This is a genomic window from Streptomyces sp. NPDC020898, assembly GCF_044333925.1.
GTDB lineage: Bacteria > Actinomycetota > Actinomycetes > Streptomycetales > Streptomycetaceae > Streptomyces.
This window is the reverse complement of the sequence record NZ_JBIRRV010000002.1, coordinates 221,665-239,651: the sequence shown is the minus strand read 5'-3', so window position 1 is coordinate 239,651 and position 17,987 is coordinate 221,665. Positions and strand designations below refer to the sequence as shown.

The following is a 17,987-nucleotide window of genomic DNA, read 5'->3' as shown; positions in this document are numbered from 1 at the left end:
GCCAGAGGCTTACGCGTCGAACACCTCACGCACCAGCTGCTCCTGCTCCGCCTGGTGACGCTTCGCCGAACCGACCGCCGGGGAGGAGCCCGCCGGACGGGAGATGCGCCGCAGGCGCTCGCCGTGCGGGATGTCCGCGCCGACCGCGAGGTCCAGGTGGTCGATCAGGTTGAGGGCGATGAAGGGCCACGCGCCCTGGTTCGCCGGCTCCTCCTGCGCCCACAGGTACTTCTCGGCGTTCGGGTACTTGGCGATCTCCGCCTGGAGTTCCGCACCCGGGAGCGGGTACAGGCGCTCGATGCGGATGATCGCCGTGTCCGTGTTGCCGCGCTTCTTCCGCTCGGCCTCAAGGTCGTAGTACAGCTTGCCGGCGCAGAAGACGACCCTGCGGACGTCGGCCGCCTGCACGGACTCGTCGCCGATGACCGGGCGGAAGGCACCCGTCGTGAACTCCTCCGCCTTCGAGGCCGCCGCCTTGAGGCGCAGCATCGACTTCGGGGTGAAGACCACCAGCGGCTTGTGGTGCGGGTTGTGCACCTGCCACCGCAGGAGGTGGAAGTAGTTCGACGGGAGCGTCGGCTGCGCGACCGTCATGTTGTTCTGGGCGCACAGCTGGAGGAACCGCTCGATGCGCGCGGACGAGTGGTCCGGGCCCTGGCCCTCGTAGCCGTGAGGGAGGAGCAGGGTGACGCCGGACGTCTGGCCCCACTTCTGTTCCGCCGCCGAGATGTACTCGTCCACGACCGTCTGCGCGCCGTTGACGAAGTCGCCGAACTGCGCCTCCCACATCACCAGGGACTCGGGACGGGCCAGCGAGTAGCCGTACTCGAAGCCCATGACCGCGTACTCGGAGAGCAGCGAGTCGTAGACGTTGTAGCGCGCCTGGTCGTCCGAGAGGTACTGGAGCGGGGTGTAGTCCTCGCCCGTGACCCGGTCGATCAGCACCGCGTGGCGCTGGCCGAACGTGCCGCGTCGCGAGTCCTGACCCGAGAGGCGCACCGGGGTGCCCTCCAGGAGCAGCGAGCCGATGGCGAGGGTCTCGCCCATACCCCAGTCGATCGTGCCGTCCTCGATCATCGCCGCCCGGCGCTGCAGCTGCGGAAGCAGCCGCGGGTGGACGGTGACGTGGTCGGGGATGTTGACCTGGGACTCGGCGATGCGCTTGACGACCTCCTGGGAGATCGCGGTCTGCACGGCCACCGGGAACTCGGCCTGGACGTCCGGGACATGAGCCTCGGGCGCCTGCGCGACGGCCTCGCGGACCTCCGTGAAGACCTTCTCCAGCTGGCCCTGGAAGTCCTGGAGCGCCTGCTCGGCCTCCTCAAGAGTGATGTCGCCGCGACCGATGAGGGACTCGGTGTAGAGCTTGCGCACCGAGCGCTTCTTGTCGATCAGGTCGTACATCAGGGGCTGCGTGAACGCCGGGTTGTCGGACTCGTTGTGACCGCGGCGGCGGTAGCAGATGAGGTCGATGACGACGTCCTTGTTGAACGCCTGGCGGAACTCGAAGGCCAGGCGAGCGACGCGGACGACGGCCTCGGGGTCGTCGCCGTTCACGTGGAAGATCGGTGCCTCGATCATCCTCGCCACGTCCGTCGCGTACATCGACGAGCGCGACGACTCCGGGGCGGCGGTGAAGCCGACCTGGTTGTTGATGACGATGTGGACCGTGCCGCCGGTGCGGTAGCCGCGCAGCTGCGACATGTTGAGCGTCTCGGCCACGACGCCCTGGCCCGCGAAGGCCGCGTCACCGTGCAGGGCGACCGGCAGGACCGTGAAGTCCGTGCCGCCCTTGTTGATGATGTCCTGCTTGGCGCGGCTGATGCCCTCGATGATCGGGTCGACCGTCTCCAGGTGGGACGGGTTGGCGGCCAGCGAGACGTTGATCTGCTCGCCGTCCAGGCCCGTGAACACGCCCTGGGCGCCCAGGTGGTACTTCACGTCGCCGGAGCCGTGCATCGACTTCGGGTCGAGGTTGCCCTCGAACTCCCGGAAGATCTGGGCGTACGACTTGCCGACGATGTTCGCGAGCACGTTCAGCCGGCCACGGTGGGCCATGCCGATGACGACCTCGTCGAGGCGCGACTCGGCCGCCGAGTCGATGACCGCGTCCAGCAGCGGGATGACGGACTCGCCGCCTTCCAGCGAGAAGCGCTTCTGGCCGACGTACTTCGTCTGCAGGAAGGTCTCGAAGGCCTCCGCCGCGTTCAGCCGGCGCAGGATGCGCAGCTGCTCCTCGCGCTCCGGCTTGGAGTGCGCGCGCTCGATGCGGTCCTGGATCCACTTGCGCTGCTTCGGGTCCTGGATGTGCATGAACTCGACGCCGGTGGTGCGGCAGTACGAGTCGCGCAGCACGCCGAGGATGTCGCGCAGCTTCATCAGGGACTTGCCCGCGAAACCGCCGACCGCGAACTCGCGCTCCAGGTCCCAGAGGGTGAGCCCGTGCTCGGTGATGTCCAGGTCGGGGTGCTTGCGCTGGCGGTACTCCAGCGGGTCGGTGTCGGCCATGACGTGGCCGCGGACCCGGTAGGAGTGGATCAGCTCGAAGACGCGGGCGGCCTTCGTGACGTCGTCGTCGTGCGAGGCGTCGATGTCCTTGAGCCAGCGGACCGGCTCGTAGGGGATGCGCAGCGCCTCGAAGATCTCGTCGTAGAAGCCGTTCTCGCCGAGGAGGTAGTTCGCGACGACCCGCAGGAACTCGCCGGAGGCGGCGCCCTGGATGACCCGGTGGTCGTAGGTCGACGTGAGCGTCATGACCTTGGCGATGCCGAGCTTGTTCAGGGTGTCCTGGGACGTGCCCTGGAACTCCGCCGGGTAGTCCATGGAACCGACGCCCATGATGACCGACTGACCGGGCATCAGACGCGGGACCGAGTGGACGGTGCCGAGGCCGCCGGGGTTGGTCAGGGAGACCGTGACACCGGTGAAGTCGTCCATCGTCAGCTTGCCGTCGCGGGCGCGGCGGACGATGTCCTCGTAGGCCTGCCAGAACTCGAAGAAGTTCAGCGTCTCGGCCTTCTTGATGCCGGCCACGACGAGCTGGCGGTCGCCGTTGGGCTTCACCAGGTCGATGGCCAGACCGAAGTTGACGTGCGCCGGCTTGACGAGGGTCGGCTTGCCGTCCTTCTCCGCGTAGGAGTAGTTCATCGACGGCATGGCCTTGATGGCCTGCACCATCGCGTAGCCGATGAGGTGGGTGAAGGAGATCTTCCCGCCCCGGGCACGCTTCAGGTGGTTGTTGATGACGATGCGGTTGTCGAAGAGCAGCTTCACCGGGACCGCGCGCACAGACGTGGCCGTGGGCACCTCGATCGAGGCGTTCATGTTCTTCACCACGGCCGCGGACGGACCGCGCAGCGTCACGAACTCCGGGCCACCTGCGGCCTGGGGCGCGGGAGCGGCCTGCTGCGGCTTGGCGGCGGCGGGCGCCGGTGCGGGCTTCGCAGCCGGAGCGGCAGCCGGGGCCGCCGCGGCGGGCCTGGGCGCCGCCGGGGCCGGCGCGGGAACCGCCGGAGCCACGGGAGCGGCCGGAGCCGGAGCCGGGGCGGCGGGCGCCGCCTGAGCCGTCGTGATGGTGGTAGCTGCGGCCCCCGCGGCCGTAGTACCCGCCGCAGCCGTAGGAGCGGCGGGCGCCCCGGGCTTGTAGTCGGCGAAGAAGTCCCACCAGGCACGGTCTACGGAGTTCGGGTCCTGGAGGTACTGCTGATAGATCTCGTCGACGAGCCACTCATTGGGTCCGAACGCGGCCGCAGGGTTCTTCCCTGCGCCTTCGTCGGTCGAGATGCTCGATGAGTTACTGGGGGACTGTGACGACACGGCGGCAACCGCCCTCTTCCGCTTCACAAGGTGATGGACAGCGGGAATTAAGGCTACGCCCCCGTGGCCGAAAGGTCAGTCCGGGTCCGTTCATCGTCGCGTAAGTCACATCAAGAAGCGGGTTTCGGGGGGTGAAATGGCGGGAAACAAGCGAGGTTCCGGTCCGAAAGGGACACGCGGGGGATGGGCTGATTGTCGACCGGGCGCACCAATTGCGCGGGCCTGTGACCAATCACACGTGTCCACGCGCGTCCGTCAGCGCGGACGTCAGGTGGATCTTGTGGCTCCGCTTCGAACTTTACGTCAACTTGGGACGGATGACTCTCCCGGAAGGGTGACCAAAATCCGGCAACCCCGCTCGGATTCGGCCACACCGATTCGGCCGCCGTGCAGATCCACCGCCCAGCGGGCGATCGCCAGCCCCAGTCCCGTACCGCCGTCGCTGCCCGGGCCGTGCGGCGAGCTGACGCCGCCGCGGTTGAACCGCTCGAAGACCCGGTGCCACTCCGAGCGCGGAATGCCGGGACCCTCGTCCAGGATCTCCAGCTCCAGCGACTCCGCCAGCTGCCCGCGCCGCGCCTTGACCGTGACCCGGCCGTGCGCGGGGCTGTGCTTGACCGCGTTGTCGATCAGGTTGGCGACGACCTGATGGAGGCGCTCCGGGTCGGCGTGCGCGATCAGCTCGGGCGGATTGACGTCGAGGTGCAGATGGACGTCGTTACGGGTGTGACCGCCGGAGCCCGACGCGATGCCCGCGCGGGTGGCGGCGAGCATGTTGGCCTCCTTGAGGACGCCGGAGAGATACGGCCAGACCTCGAACCGGCGCGTGCGCAGCGGTACGACCCCGTTGTCGAGCCGGGAGAGATCCAGCAGGGTCTCCACCAGCCGCCCGAGCCGCTCGGTCTGCTTGAGCGCCGTACGCATGGTCTCCGGGTCGGCGGCCGAGACGCCGTCGACGACGTTCTCCAGCACGGCGCGCAGGCCCGCGATGGGGGTGCGCAGCTCGTGCGAGACGTTCGCCACCAGCTCCTTGCGCTGGCGGTCCTGGGCCTCCAGCTCGTCGGCCATGACGTTGATCGTCTGGGCCAGGTCCCCGAGCTCGTCCCAGCGGTTCTCGCGGACCCGGCGCGTGTAGTCGCCGTGCGATATGGAACGGGCCACCGCGTTCATGTCGTCCAGCGGCGCGGTGAGCGAATGGGCCACGAACTGCGTTATCAACAGTGTGGCGATCATCGAGAAGACCGTGATGAAGCGGAGCTCGGTCTTGGTGTGCACCGCGATCATGGAAAGACCGGTGGTGATCAGCACCGAGACGACGACCAGCGCACCCAGCTTCGTCTTGATCGAGAACGGGCGTACGCCGCCCCAGGACTCCCCGGGGCTCCTCCGTGCGGCCGGCCGCCCCCGGTTCATGGCGTCGGTGTCTCCAGCGCGTACCCGACCCCGTGCACCGTACGGATCCGCTCGGCGCCGATCTTCCGGCGCAGCGCCTTGATGTGGCTGTCGACGGTCCGGGTACCGGAGGCGTCCGCCCAGTCCCACACCTCGGCGAGCAGCTGCTCGCGCGAGAGGACGGCCCGCGGGGTGTTGGCCAGGCAGACCAGGAGGTCGAACTCGGTGGGCGTGAGATGTACGTCCTCGGTGCGCACCCGAACCCGTCGCTGTGCGTGGTCGATCTCCAGCTCGCCGAGGCGCAGGATGCCGGAGCGCGGCGTCGACGCGGCGATGGCGGCCCGCTCGACCCGTCGCAGCAGCACATGCACCCGCGCGGCCAGCTCACGCATGGAGAAGGGCTTCGTCATGTAGTCGTCGGCGCCGACACCGAGCCCGACCAGCATGTCGGTCTCGTCGTCGCGCGCGGTGAGCATCAGTACGGGAACGGCCCGCTGGGCCTGCACCCGCCTGCATACTTCCAGCCCGTCGAAGCCGGGCAGCATGATGTCGAGGATCAGCAGGTCAGGCTGCCAGGCCTCGGCGGTGTCGACGGCGGCCGGCCCGTCGCCCGCGGTCTGCACGAGGAATCCCTCGGCGCGCAGGCGGGCCGCGATGGCGTCGACGATCGTCGGGTCGTCCTCGACCACGAGAACCCGGCGCTGGGCGCCAGGAGTCGCCGTCGCGCCGTTCTGGGAGGTGTGTGTCTGCTCCATCGCCCGCCCCTGAGGTGTGCTTTCCGGAATCAGTGGGGTGATTCCTTGGCTGCGCTTGTCCGCGCATGACTGCGATTGACGCCCACTGATCGGATCAGTGATCGGCGTCAGGGGAGCAGAGTACGGGCAGTCACCGCGTGAGGGCTATCCAGGTCTGACGGCGAGGTGGACGACGTCGGGGACTCCCCGGGCAACGGGTACCTCTTCGGTACGCACCCCCTGGAACCCGGCATTCCGTAGAGTTCCCTCGAATTCCGGCGAGGGCTGCGCGGACCACACGGCGAGCACCCCGCCCGGCCTCAACACCCTTGCGCAGCTTGCCAGTCCGGCCTGCGAGTACAGGCTCCCGTTGTCCTCCGTGACGGTCCAGCCGGGCCCGTTGTCGATGTCGAGACACAGTGCGTCAAATGTGGCGCAGGTCTCATTGACGTACCTCACGAGGTCCGCTGCGACGATCTCGGTACGGGGATCGGCGAGGGCGTGGGAGGAAAATGGGGCGAGCGGCCCGTCCCGGTGCCATCCGATGACCGCGGGTTCCCGCTCGACGACGGTGACGCGTCCCCAACGGGCGTCGGCGACAGCATGCGCGAGGGAGAAGCCGACGCCGAGACCGCCGATGAGGACGTGGGGGGCTTGGGGGGCGTGGGTGTCGGCGCCGAGGGCGTCGAGCGCGACGTCGATGAGCAGACGCTCGGAACGACCGTCGGAAGTGTCCATCAGGAAGCACCCGTTGGCGATGATCTGGAGTAACTCCCCGTGGCGCCGCAGGACCACTTCGCCGTACGGGCCCTGTTGGCGGTCCAGGACTTCGGGGGCGTCGGGGGTTCCGGGGGTGCTGTAGAGGGTGGTCATGTGGGGCATGGGGACATTTTGGCAGGGCGGTGGGATGAACTCCAGGTGAATAACGGCTGGTTGAGGCTCTGGGGAGAGGTTTGGCGAGAGGTCTGGGCAGGAGTTGCCGTCGAAGCAGCGCAGGTGACATGTGTCGGTACTCTCTCCGGGAACAGACCCGAGCGACCTGCGAGCGATCAGTGATCCGAGACCTGTACAACGTCCGGTGGCGGCCCGCGGAAGGCGGTTCCACGCCGCTGACCGACGAGGAGGAGCAGCGTGCGCGGGCAGTGCTGTTCAGTGAACTCGGCAACGAGATCGCAGACCGGGGCTGGGTCCGGTTCCCCGCGTACTCGCCGGAGGAGCGCCGCCGCCTGGTCGACGTCGCCCACCGCCTCAGCGCCCACTGGGGTCAGCAGGTGTTCGTCGAGGCCGAGGACCGGTGCGCCCTGAGGCTCTGTCTCGCCGGGCACACAACGCAGCCGCCGGTGCCGATGTGACCTTGGCTCGTTGGTCGTGATCGGGTGATTCGGATCGTCGGCCGCCCCTAGAGGTCTGGCCGGTCGGCCAGGCAGTGCTTGCCGGCGGCCAGCAGGCGGGCGACGGTGAGCGGAGCGCAGAGATCGCCGGCCGAGGGAATGGGGACCGACCAGTAGGACATCCAGGCCTCGGGATCCAGCTCCTCCACGTCCAGCCGGGGAACGCCCAGGTATGTCCCGCGGCCCAGACAGCCGACGCCCAGGCCCAACCACTCTTCCGCCGCCGCACTCCACTTCGCGGGCATGCTGCCGGGGACGAGTGCGTAGTACCGGTGTCCTCGGGGATCGCAGATGACCGGGCCGTCGTTCAGGGCCTCGGCGAGAAACGTGTCCACCTCCGCGTGCGGTGCCCGGCCGGCGACGGCGACGGCGAGGACGAGGGACTGGGGGATGCGGACGGCGGAGAAGAGGATGCCCAGGGGCAGCAGGGCCATTTTGTGATCGGTCCACTCCCGGCGCGCCCGGGTGGGGGTCGGGTGCGCGGAGAGCAGCCAGTGTTCGGTTGCCAACTGCCGGTCGGCGCGGGTGTGTACGAACACTTCCGGGTCGGTCTCGACAGGCCTGAGTGCGCGGTTTTCGCTCATGACCCGAGGGAACCGGAAGTCGCCTGTCGGGCATCAGGACGGAACCGGGGCAGTTACCGGCAGCCGACCGGACAGTTTTACGGGAGAGGCGGTGGCGGTAGGGCTACCGTCGAAGGGGCGCGCGTACGAGGGGGACACCGTGGGCAAGCAACGGAACGGCAGACTTGAGGCCTTGCTCGCCGAGTACGGCTACTCGCATCAGCAACTCGCCGACGAGGTGAACCGGGTCGCTGCGGAGGTGCTGGGTGAGCCCACTCAGTGCACCGACCGACACGTGCGCCGGTGGATCGCGGGCGAGGTGCAATGGCCGTGGTCGCGCTACCTTCTGCCGCTCCAGGAGATCTTCGGGCGCAGTCCGGAGACCATGGGGTTCACGCCGCGCAAGTCCTCGCGGCCTGTACCGCTTTCGGTGCGATCGGCTCCCGTCAAGGAGTCGACTCCCGTGCAGCGGCGTACCTTCATCGCCGGGGCGCTTGTGGCGGCGCTCGGAACTCACCAGACACCGCAACACGGCCGCCTCGGTTCCAGCGACATCGACAGAGTCCGGACAACGATCACCCGGCTCGACGCCCACTTCAACGGCCTCGGCGGCGGCGCGCTCGTCGACGTCGCCACCGACTACCTGCGGCGCCTGCATCACGCCCTGGACCACTGCTCGTACGGCGAGCGCATCGAACGGGCCATGCACCGAGCGGTGGCTGATGTCGCTGCGTGTGCGGGCTGGTCCGCTCACGACTGCGGCCAGTACGAGAGGGCCGCCCAGTTACGCAACCAGGCCTTGCAGGCCGCGCTACTGGCCCGTGACCCCGTCGCTGTCACCCGGGCCTGGTCCGATCTCGCCGCCCAGGCAGAACACGCCGGGCGCCCTGGAGAGGCCGCGCGCATCAACCGTGCCGCGTTGTCCGAACGGCACCTGCGCGGCCAGCCGCTCATCGCAGCGTTACTGCACGCCCGTCTCGCCGACTGCCTGGCCCAGACCGGTGATCCGCAGGGCATGGGCCGCCAACTCGCCGCGGCTGAACGCGAGTACGACCGCGCCAGTCCTGCCGGAGCGCCGAGTTGGCTCGCCTTCCTCAACCCGGCAGAACTGTCCGGACTCGGGGCCATCGCCCACCAGAGCGCTGGGCAGTTGCGCCGTGCCGAGCAGCAGGTCGGCCAGACGCTCGGTCTTCTCCCGGACCGCTTCTCCCGGAACCGCGCCTACTACACGACGCTTCTCGCCGAGCTTCAGCTTGCCCAGGGCGACACCCAGCGGGCCGCAGACACCGCTGCAGGTGTCCAGAGCGCCGGTATCGCGAGCAGCCGCATCGTCGTCCGTCTCGACCAGGTGATCGCGGCCGGACAGTCTCAGGGAGGACACCCATGACCACGCACACCGAACTCGATCTGCGGCACTACGGCCATGCCGAGGCTCCCGCGATCCGTGAACTCCTCCTCGATGTCCACGACGAGGTGTACGAGGGCGTCGATGACCCCCTCGCCCCACGGGACGAGTTCGCCAGGTTCGTCGACGGCTGGTCCGCGAAGGAGTCCTTCGCGTGCGTCATCGCCTACGACCAGGAGCAGCCGGTCGGTTATGCCTACGGAGCGCCTCTCACACCGGGTGGGGCCACGTGGTGGGCGAAGGTGACTCCGGCTCTTCCCGAGGCTTTCACTGTGGAGACCGAGGGCCGTACGTTCGCCCTGTCCGAGCTGATGGTCCGTGGGCCATGGCGAGGCACGGGCGCCTCCGCCCGTATCCACGACGCCCTTGTGAGGGCCAGGCCCGAACACCGGGCGACGCTCCTCGTCCACAAGGAGCACCACAAGGTACGTGCCCTGTACACGAGCTGGGGTTACGAGACGGTCGGCGAGGCGGTGCCCTTCGAAGGTGCGCCCGAGCTGTGCGCCATGGTGCTCGCGCTCCGCTGACCAAGTCCTTGCGGGACCTATCGGCTTGCTGTGAATCGGCTGGCGGGTGGCGCGGGTCACAGACAGGGGCGGGCAGGAGGGCGAAGGGTGGGGCGAAGCGGAAGGAGCGCCTCACTGTGGAACGGGCCGATACGAAGGGTGACGTGACGGACGTGTCGGCGCGCCCGGCTGCGCCCGTCGCGGAGGGCGTGCGGCTGCTGGACGGGATGCCGAGGCAGCGGGGGCCGGTGGAGGCCGTGTCCGTGCGACCAGGGGCTCCTGGGGGCGCGGCCCCGAGCAGGCGGGTCCTCCGCCCTTGGCGCCTCCTCCCCACCCCCACCGGAACCCCGTTCACCTTCACGTACGCCACCGTCCTCCTCGTCACCGCATCCATCGCCGCGCACGCCGATCCGACCCTCGTGCACACCCTCCACCAGGGCTCCAGCACGGACGTCGCCCATCTCGTACGGACGCCCGTGCTAGTGCTGGTGACCAGCGCGCTGTGGGTCGTGGGAGGCGTGACATCGCCGTACGCCATCGTGTTCCTGCTCGTCCTCACCGCGCTGGAGCGGCGGATCGGGGGGCTGCGTACCGCCGGAGTGTTCGCGCTAGGGCATGTGCTGGCCACTCTCGCGACCGAGGTGCCGGTGGGGCTCGCGGTGCTGGCGGGGTGGCTGCCCGAGAGTTCGTTGCATCGGCTCGACTACGGGATCAGCTTCGGGGTCGCGGCGAGTGTGGGGGCGTTGGCGGGGGTGTTGAGGCCCTGGCTGGGGTGGCCGGTGCTGGTGGTGTTCGGCGGGATGCTGGTGGAGGACCTCGTCGCGTACACCGATCCGATGACCAACTGGGGGCATGTGATGGCGCTGGCCATCGGGGTCGCCACGTGGCCTTGGCTTCGGAGGCGGAGGCCGGTCTAGAGGCGGCCAGGGCATCGCGGGATTGGTTTTGGCGTCTTCCTCGGAGCCTGTACCGAGCCCTACGCTCGTGGCGTGGGTTCCGGAACGAGGGGCCCAGCCGTCCGTACCACCGGGGGAAACGTGGACGTGCCGACGCTGATCCTGCTGGGAGCGGTGGGCGGCGCGCTGCGCGGGGTCCTCGACGCTTACGTCCGGTTCCAGGAATGGCAGTCGGAACGCCGGGTTCATCGGCGCCTGCCGCCGGGACTGGAGGGCGAGCCACCCAGGTTCCAGACGTACTTCGATCCAGCGGTGGATTGCGTCGCGGCAGGTGTGCACAGCCTGCTGGGAGCCGGGGCGGCGGTGCTGCTCGGTACGACCGGGCAGATCAGCGGTGCGTACGCCGCGGTTGTGGTGGGACTTTCGGCGCCGGTGATTCTTACTCAGCTGGGGCGCGTCAACGCAGTGAACGATGCGGTGACCGGTGGGGTGGGGGCGGAGGCCGGCGATGGAAGCGGGAGCGGCGAGGAGACCGGTGCGGCGCGGGTGCCCGCGTCGAGCGGCGAACCGGGACCGCCTGCTGTCGACACGGGTTCGTACGTCGCCGGGGTCGGTCCGCGCACTGGTGAGGACGGTAGGGGCGCGCAGGCAGTGCCGGTCGCCCGACAGTCGGAGGCCGCCGGGCATGGGCTGTCCCGGGCTGTTCCGGCGGCAACCGAGGCGGTCGCGGGCGTACGGGAAACCGGATCTCCGCCGGGTGCCGATGACTTGGAGCCCCAGTCGAACGGGTTGCCTCCGGGCCGTGGACGTGGTGGGCAGAGTGCGCCACGGTTGTCGCACGGTCCGGCCGTTGGTGAGGAGGGGACGCCGTGAGCACACGACCCTCCGTGAGCCGGCGTATCGCTGCGGCGGTACTGGGTTCCGAACACCGAACGAGCCGACCGGCGGTCTCGGTCGGGGAGCGCCAACCTTCCTTTGGGCGTCGGGTGCTGGCCGCCGTGCTGGGCGTGAGCACGCGGCGGGTCGCGTCGCGGCTGCCGGAGACGGTTGCGGCGGAGTCCGCGTCGGGCGCGCAGCAGACGGTTGTGTCCGCCGCCGACATCGAGCAGCGGGTGACCGACGCGGCCGTAGAGGCCAAGTGGGCATCGGTGCGAACCGGCGTTGAGCATCCGCCTGTGCCTGCCGAGACTGAGAATGCGTCCGGGGCGACCGACGGTTTCCGTGTCGCGCGGGTGCCACGCACAGACAGTCCCGGCTCTGAGCCGGAACACCGGCGGAGCCGGAACATCGCACAGTTGGCCGATGCGCGCGGAGGCCCCAAACCCTCGTTCCTGCTGCGCGAGGACCGTTCCGAGTACGAGCGCCTTCTCGATGAGGCGCTGCGCTCCGCACCGCACCGCCCGGAACTGGCCGCCGTCGGTCAGCGGCTGAACCCCGAACAACTGCGGACCATGGCGCTCAACGCCACCGGGCTCATCACGGCTGCGGCGGTGACCGAGTACCGGCACTACGTCTTCGTACGCGACGAATCGCGGCGGTCGGAGTCATCAGACGGCGTGGAGGAGGGGGACGGGGCCGCGTCGGCTCTCGCCGCCACTGTGGGAGAGGACACCGGGACGGCAGGGGCGGGCGCTTTGGCTGTCGCCGCGGTTCTGGCACCGGTTCTCGCCGGAGGAGTCACGGCGATCTTCCTGCTCGTGGGCTACATCCTCAGGATGCTCGACCCTGAGCCGGCGTTCGCCCAGACCATGCTCACCACCGGATGGGTGTTCGGTGCGGTGACCGCGGCAGCGATATTCGTCGCCGCGGTCGGCCTGCTGCTCACCGCCCTGCGCAACAGCCCGGACGCGGAGGAGGCCGGGGCGTACGGCGAACTGACCGGGGAAGTGGCTCAGGCCAGGGAAGTCTGGCGCGAGGCCCTGCTGGAGCGCGGCATCCTGCCGTTCCTCCGCGAGGCCCTCGCCCACTCCGATTCGTCGGCCGCCAGCCGCAAACCGACCCCGGAACCCACCACCGGCCGTATGCCTCACCTCGGCTACAACCGGCCCGGTTTCAGCAGCTCCGACGACAACGCCTCAACGGGCCACCGCCCCAGCTACTCCAGCCCGGACTTCAGCAGCCCGGACTTCGGAGGCCCGCACGCGCCCGAACTTGACGGCCCGGACACACAGCCGGACTGATTACCGCTCTACGCCCGCCCCCACGAACTTCGCGCTCGTCAGAAGCCCCTCCACCCGCCACCCCAGCGCCTCGTACAGCCCCCGGCCGTCCGGAGTGCCCGCCAGTACGCCGGTCTCCGCGCCCTCGGCGGCGGCCTCTCGGGTGAGCGTGCGCATCACGAAGGAGCCGAGTCCTCGGCGGCGGTGTGCGGGGGACGTTTCCACCTGGTCGACGACCGCTGTTCTGCCCGTCGGGGCGATCTGGCCGCGGGCCGCCCAGGAGCCGTCGGGTGCCGCGAGCATCACGCGGGTGACGCCGGCGCGGGTCCAGACGCGCAGGCGGTAGTCGTCGGGGGGTGAGGGTGCCTCCGATGCCGTCAACGGGAGCGTCATCAGGTAGCCCGGCTCGGGGTCGATCCACCAGCCCTCGCCGAGCCAGTTGCCGACCGTCGCCGGATCGGCGAACACCTTGAGCCACACGCCCGGGCCGGTCACCGCGTCCGCGACCTTCCGGACGGTCCGCTCCTCCACGGCGTCGTTCAGCGCGTCGAGGACGTGCCGGGTGACGTGCTCCGCCGTGCCCACGTCGATCGTGTAGCCCCAGGGCTCGACCAGGGGCGGCGATGCCCCGCGCGAGACGACCCAGCCGTCCACCCAGGCCCGCACGGGTCCGTCCATGACCTACCTCCTGTGTAATGAGTGCTTGCGGCTAGTGGGTATTACGTTGCTGACTGTATGCCGGGCGTTCGTCGTCGTGACAGAGGTGATCGCTCACGGCGAACACGTCCCGGGGAACAATCAACCACCCCCAAGCATTGAGTCGGCATAGCTCAACTTGAATGCCGAAGGGGAGATCATGGCTTCGACGTCCACACCGCTCACACTGCCCGTGCTGCCGCTCGACGACGAGGTCGTGCTGCCCGGGATGGTGGTTCCGCTCGACCTGAACGACGCCGACGTACGTGCTGCCGTGGAGGCCGCTCAGGCCGCCGCCCGCACCGAGACCGGCAAGCCCAGGGTTCTGCTGGTGCCACGTATCGACGGGGCATATCCGAGTACCGGTGTCGTCGGCACCGTGGAGCAGGTCGGCCGGCTGGCCGACGGGGATCCGGGGGCTCTCATCCGGGCCCGGGGGCGCGTGCGGATCGGCGCCGGGACCACCGGGCCGGGGGCCGCGCTGTGGGTCGAGGGGACCCGGATCGACGAGGTCGTCCCGGACCCGCTGCCCGGTCACGTCACCGAACTTGTCAAGGAGTACAAGGCACTTGCCACCTCCTGGCTGCGCAAGCGCGCCGCCTGGCAGGTCGTCGACCGTGTCCAGGCCATCGACGATGTCTCCGCCCTTGCCGACAATTCCGGTTACTCGCCCTTCCTCAGCACCGACCAGAAGGTGGAGCTGCTGGAGACCGCCGACCCGGTGGCCCGGCTGAAGCTCGCCACCCAGCAGCTGCGCGACCACCTCGCCGAGCAGGATGTCGCCGAGACCATCGCGAAGGACGTCCAGGAAGGCGTCGACAAGCAGCAGCGGGAGTTCCTGCTGAAGCGCCAGCTGGAAGCCGTACGCAAGGAACTGCGCGAACTCGACGGCGGGCAGGACGGGGAGGAGTCCGACGACTACCGGGCCCGTGTCGAAGCCGCCGATCTGCCCGAGAACGTGCGCGAGGCCGCTCTCAAGGAGGTCGACAAGCTGGAGCGGTCCTCCGACCAGTCGCCCGAGGGCGGGTGGATCCGGACCTGGCTCGACACCGTGCTCGAACTGCCCTGGAACGAGCGGACCGAGGACTCGTACGACATCCAGGGCGCCCAGGCAGTGCTCGACGCCGAGCACGCCGGGCTGGAGGACGTGAAGGAGCGCATCACCGAGTACCTCGCCGTGCGCAAGCGGCGGGCCCAGCGCGGGCTGGGGGTTGTCGGCGGGCGTCGTGGCGGTGCTGTGCTCGCGCTCGTCGGGCCGCCCGGGGTCGGCAAGACCAGCCTCGGGGAGTCCGTCGCGCACGCCATGGGGCGGAAGTTCGTCCGGGTCGCGCTCGGCGGGGTCAGGGACGAGGCCGAGATCCGTGGCCACCGGCGTACGTATGTCGGCGCGCTGCCCGGCCGGATCGTGCGGGCCATCAAGGAAGCCGGGTCCATGAACCCCGTCGTTCTCCTCGACGAGATCGACAAGGTCGGGTCCGACTTCCGCGGTGACCCCGCCGCCGCGCTGCTCGAAGTCCTCGACCCGGCGCAGAACCACACCTTCCGCGACCACTACCTCGAAGTCGAACTCGACCTCAGCGACGTGGTGTTCCTCGCCACCGCCAACGTGCTCGACGCCATTCCGGAGGCGCTGCTCGACCGGATGGAGCTCGTCCGGCTGGACGGGTACACCGAGGACGAGAAGGTCGTCATCGCGCGGGATCACCTGCTGCCCCGGCAGTTGGAGCGGGCCGGGCTGGACGATGCCGAAGTCGCCCTCGACGAGAGCGCGTTGCGCAAGCTCGCCGGGGAGTACACGCGGGAGGCCGGGGTCCGGAACCTGGAGCGGTCCATCGCGCGGCTGCTGCGCAAGGTCGCCGCACAGAACGAACTCGGGGAGCGGAAGCTGCCGTTCACCGTCACCGAGGCGGATCTGCGGGACCTCATCGGGCGGCCCCATCACGTGCCCGAGGCCGCGCAGGACCCGGCCGAGCGGCGTACGGCCGTACCCGGTGTCGCCACCGGGCTCGCCGTCACCGGGGCCGGAGGTGACGTCCTCTACGTCGAGGCGTCGCTCGCCGACCCGGAGACCGGGGCCGCCGGACTGACCCTCACCGGGCAACTCGGCGACGTCATGAAGGAGTCCGCGCAGATCGCGCTCTCCTTCCTGCGCTCGCACGGCGCCGAACTGGAGCTGCCCGTGGGCGACCTGAAGGACCGGGGCGTGCACATCCACTTCCCGGCGGGGGCCGTGCCCAAGGACGGTCCGAGTGCGGGCGTCACCATGACGACCGCCCTCGCCTCGCTGCTCAGCGGACGGCTCGTGCGTACGGACGTCGCCATGACCGGCGAGGTCTCGCTGACCGGGCGGGTGCTGCCCATCGGCGGCGTCAAGCAGAAGCTGCTCGCCGCGCACCGGGCCGGTGTCACCACGGTGATCATCCCGAAGCGCAACGAGGCCGACCTGGACGACGTCCCGGCCGAGGTCCTGGAGAAGCTCGACGTCCACGCGGTCACGGACGTCCGCCAGGTCCTGGAACTGGCGCTCACCCCGGCGACGAACGGTGCGGCGACGGAGGTTCCGGTCGCGGCGTGACGGACGTGACCGGTCCGTGAGGGCCCGGGTCCCGAAAGGGGCCCGGGCCTTCCGCTGCCCACCCCGCGGGCGGGAGGTGGACCTGGATGACGCCGTTGCGCCATGCCTGCGAAATACTGTCCGAGCTGCGGCGATGGCGGTGCCCGGCGGAGATTTCAGGAACGGCGAAACCGGATCAGGGGTGCTGAGTGCACGAGGACGGGAACGGCGACGGCGACGGGCAGGCCGGGGGGTCCGCGGTGGCCGGGCGTGGCGTGGAGCGGGAGTTCCTGGCCCTGGAGCGCGAGTTGACGGTGTTCCTGCGGCGCGCCCGGGCCAACTCCGGGGAGATGGCCCGCGAGGTCCATCCCGACCTGGAGTCATCGGCGTACGGACTGCTGGTGCGGTTGGACGAGTGCGGGCGCCAGCGGGCCACCGAGCTCGCGGCCTACATCGGCGTCGGCAAGGCCACCATGTCCCGCCAGCTGCGCGCCCTGGAGCAGCTGGGCCTCATCGCCCGCGAGCCCGACCCGGCGGACGGCCGTGCCTGGCTGGTCCACCTCACGGACGAGGGCCGCGTCCGCTTCCGTACCGTCCGGGAGGCGCGACGGGAGCGATACGTGCGTGAGCTGGCCGCGTGGGACCGCGTCGAGGTGGCCGAACTGGCCCGGCTGCTGCATCAGCTGAACCTCGGCATGGAGAAGTAGGGCCTCGCCGCCGCCAATCCGGCAACAGCTCATCGACGGCGGGCTCTACAGCTCCACGTACACCACCGTCGCGTCGTCATGGGTCTTGCTGCGGCCCAGGAGCGCCCTTCCGTTCTCCGCGTCCGCCCGTTCCAGCTCCCGTACGCGGTCCACGAGTGCCTGCGGGCCCTCCTTGCGTACGGTGGTGAAGCAGGCCTTCCAGTCGCCCTCGGCGAACTTCTCCACCCAGCGCGTCGCGCCGTCCGTCAGGGCGGCCAGGGCGCGGACCTCGGCGCGCGGGAGCGTGCCCGTCACCGCACGGGACGCCACCGACGGATCGGCCGCCGCCGTGAAGAAGCCGCCCTCCCTGTTACGGACCGTCGCGTCGGCGATCGCGTCCGTGGCCAGGGAGGCGCGGGGGAGAAGGGCCAGGCGGTCGTCCAGGTGGGCCGTGATCGTGCCCTCCGGGGACTCGGTCAGCAGGGCCGAGTCGGACAGGACCAGGTGCTCGACGGTGGCCTCGGACCAGCGGGCGAGGACCACCGTTGCCTGGGGTGTACGGGGGTGAGAAAGGTCACAGGTTTGTGCGTGGGCCCCAGCGGTACGTGAGATGGCCGCCGCCAGCACGTCAGGGAGAGGCATATCCCGTTGCGAAACCGACAGTTCGGTCAGTGCGCCGCCGAGTCTGGCCGTGTACCAGGGGACGGAATGCAGACAGCCCGTTCCGGCCCTGGGGGGAGTGACCCCGTCCAGGAGGACGAGCGAACCGCCCTGTCCGGAGGCCGGAAGTCCGACCGCTGCGAAGTCCTCGTTGGGGCGGGCCCGGTCACCGGATTCCGTGGCGAGTTCAGTGCGCATCCGGCCAGTCTGCACGAGCCCTTCACAAGGTTCTCAAAAGGCTGGCAACGGTTGCTGAAACAGCGTGTAGCCGCTGGTCAGACGCCTGGTTTGGGGCGGAATGATCTACTCCGTGAAGACGTGGCAGCGGATAATGTCAAAGCCCGCCGCCCACGTCCAACCGGCCCACCGGAGACGGTGGGGGCACAGGCCACAGGAACTTGCCCGCCAACTCCCCTCCGATGTTGACTCCTTGATGTTCACTCCTTTGAGTGGCGGGTCAGGTGACAAGCGCTCCCCGCCGACCGGCATGGGAGGGTCGGGAGCCGGACCGTGCCGGGGAACCGGAACC

At 69.7% G+C, this 17,987-nt stretch carries 15 protein-coding genes; 8 read left to right on the top strand and 7 right to left on the bottom strand.

All coding sequences use genetic code 11. From position 1 onward, the window contains the following. Positions 1 to 9: 9 nt before the first annotated feature. The 4 genes from ACH4TV_RS08960 to ACH4TV_RS08945 all read right to left on the bottom strand — a co-directional run bounded on the left by ACH4TV_RS08960 (position 10) and on the right by ACH4TV_RS08945 (position 6,815). Positions 10 to 3,816, bottom strand: a complete 3,807-nt coding sequence (locus tag ACH4TV_RS08960) for a multifunctional oxoglutarate decarboxylase/oxoglutarate dehydrogenase thiamine pyrophosphate-binding subunit/dihydrolipoyllysine-residue succinyltransferase subunit (protein WP_398395790.1) — start codon at positions 3,814 to 3,816, stop codon at positions 10 to 12. Between the two features lie 303 nt (positions 3,817 to 4,119). After that, complete coding sequence (locus tag ACH4TV_RS08955; protein ID WP_398395788.1) at positions 4,120 to 5,229, bottom strand: ATP-binding protein; 1,110 nt, start codon at positions 5,227 to 5,229, stop codon at positions 4,120 to 4,122. After that, positions 5,226 to 5,963 (bottom strand): response regulator transcription factor, encoded by a 738-nt coding sequence (locus tag ACH4TV_RS08950; RefSeq protein WP_398395786.1) that lies wholly within the window; start codon positions 5,961 to 5,963, stop codon positions 5,226 to 5,228. Before ACH4TV_RS08950 ends, ACH4TV_RS08955 begins: the two co-directional genes overlap by 4 nt. A 144-nt stretch (positions 5,964 to 6,107) precedes the next feature. Further along, the gene (locus ACH4TV_RS08945) at positions 6,108 to 6,815 is read right to left on the bottom strand and encodes a spermidine synthase (protein WP_398396555.1); all 708 of its coding nucleotides are present in this window, start codon (positions 6,813 to 6,815) and stop codon (positions 6,108 to 6,110) included. Positions 6,816 to 6,994: 179 nt separating this feature from the next. Between ACH4TV_RS08945 and ACH4TV_RS08940 the strand changes: the two genes are divergently transcribed. Further along, positions 6,995 to 7,294 (top strand): hypothetical protein, encoded by a 300-nt coding sequence (locus ACH4TV_RS08940; protein WP_398395785.1) that lies wholly within the window; start codon positions 6,995 to 6,997, stop codon positions 7,292 to 7,294. Between the two features lie 47 nt (positions 7,295 to 7,341). Here ACH4TV_RS08940 and ACH4TV_RS08935 read toward each other — a convergent pair whose 3' ends face one another. Continuing rightward, positions 7,342 to 7,917: a hypothetical protein gene (locus ACH4TV_RS08935; RefSeq protein ID WP_398395783.1), complete on the bottom strand. Its 576-nt coding sequence runs from the start codon at positions 7,915 to 7,917 to the stop codon at positions 7,342 to 7,344. Between the two features lie 139 nt (positions 7,918 to 8,056). On the opposite strand from ACH4TV_RS08935, the gene ACH4TV_RS08930 reads away from it, so the two are divergent. The 5 genes from ACH4TV_RS08930 (at position 8,057) to ACH4TV_RS08910 (ending at position 12,883) form a co-directional block, all read left to right on the top strand. Further along, on the top strand, positions 8,057 to 9,283 hold the full coding sequence (locus ACH4TV_RS08930) for a transcriptional regulator (protein ID WP_398395781.1): 1,227 nt from the start codon (positions 8,057 to 8,059) through the stop codon (positions 9,281 to 9,283). Further along, positions 9,280 to 9,828, top strand: a complete 549-nt coding sequence (locus ACH4TV_RS08925) for a GNAT family N-acetyltransferase (protein ID WP_398395779.1) — start codon at positions 9,280 to 9,282, stop codon at positions 9,826 to 9,828. The genes ACH4TV_RS08930 and ACH4TV_RS08925 overlap by 4 nt, the downstream gene beginning before the upstream one ends. Positions 9,829 to 9,944: 116 nt before the next feature. Next, positions 9,945 to 10,724 carry a rhomboid-like protein gene (locus tag ACH4TV_RS08920; RefSeq protein WP_398395777.1) on the top strand — a complete coding sequence of 260 codons (780 nt, stop codon included), beginning with the start codon at positions 9,945 to 9,947 and terminating at the stop codon, positions 10,722 to 10,724. Positions 10,725 to 10,850: 126 nt separating this feature from the next. Beyond that, complete coding sequence (locus ACH4TV_RS08915; protein ID WP_398395775.1) at positions 10,851 to 11,576, top strand: hypothetical protein; 726 nt, start codon at positions 10,851 to 10,853, stop codon at positions 11,574 to 11,576. A gap of 422 nt (positions 11,577 to 11,998) precedes the next feature. Beyond that, positions 11,999 to 12,883 carry a hypothetical protein gene (locus ACH4TV_RS08910; RefSeq protein ID WP_398395773.1) on the top strand — a complete coding sequence of 295 codons (885 nt, stop codon included), beginning with the start codon at positions 11,999 to 12,001 and terminating at the stop codon, positions 12,881 to 12,883. On the opposite strand, the gene ACH4TV_RS08905 is transcribed toward ACH4TV_RS08910, so the two are convergent. After that, entirely contained in the window at positions 12,884 to 13,540 is a 657-nt protein-coding gene (locus ACH4TV_RS08905; protein WP_398395771.1) for a GNAT family N-acetyltransferase, read from the bottom strand. Positions 13,541 to 13,718: 178 nt separating this feature from the next. Here ACH4TV_RS08905 and lon point away from each other — a divergent pair, with 178 nt between their 5' ends. Then, positions 13,719 to 16,133 carry an endopeptidase La gene (lon, locus tag ACH4TV_RS08900; protein WP_398395769.1) on the top strand — a complete coding sequence of 805 codons (2,415 nt, stop codon included), beginning with the start codon at positions 13,719 to 13,721 and terminating at the stop codon, positions 16,131 to 16,133. 188 nt (positions 16,134 to 16,321) lie between these two features. Beyond that, positions 16,322 to 16,819: a MarR family winged helix-turn-helix transcriptional regulator gene (locus ACH4TV_RS08895; protein WP_398395767.1), complete on the top strand. Its 498-nt coding sequence runs from the start codon at positions 16,322 to 16,324 to the stop codon at positions 16,817 to 16,819. Positions 16,820 to 16,864: 45 nt separating this feature from the next. On the opposite strand, the gene ACH4TV_RS08890 is transcribed toward ACH4TV_RS08895, so the two are convergent. After that, positions 16,865 to 17,656 carry a hypothetical protein gene (locus ACH4TV_RS08890; RefSeq protein WP_398395765.1) on the bottom strand — a complete coding sequence of 264 codons (792 nt, stop codon included), beginning with the start codon at positions 17,654 to 17,656 and terminating at the stop codon, positions 16,865 to 16,867. Between the last annotated feature and the right edge of the window lie 331 nt (positions 17,657 to 17,987).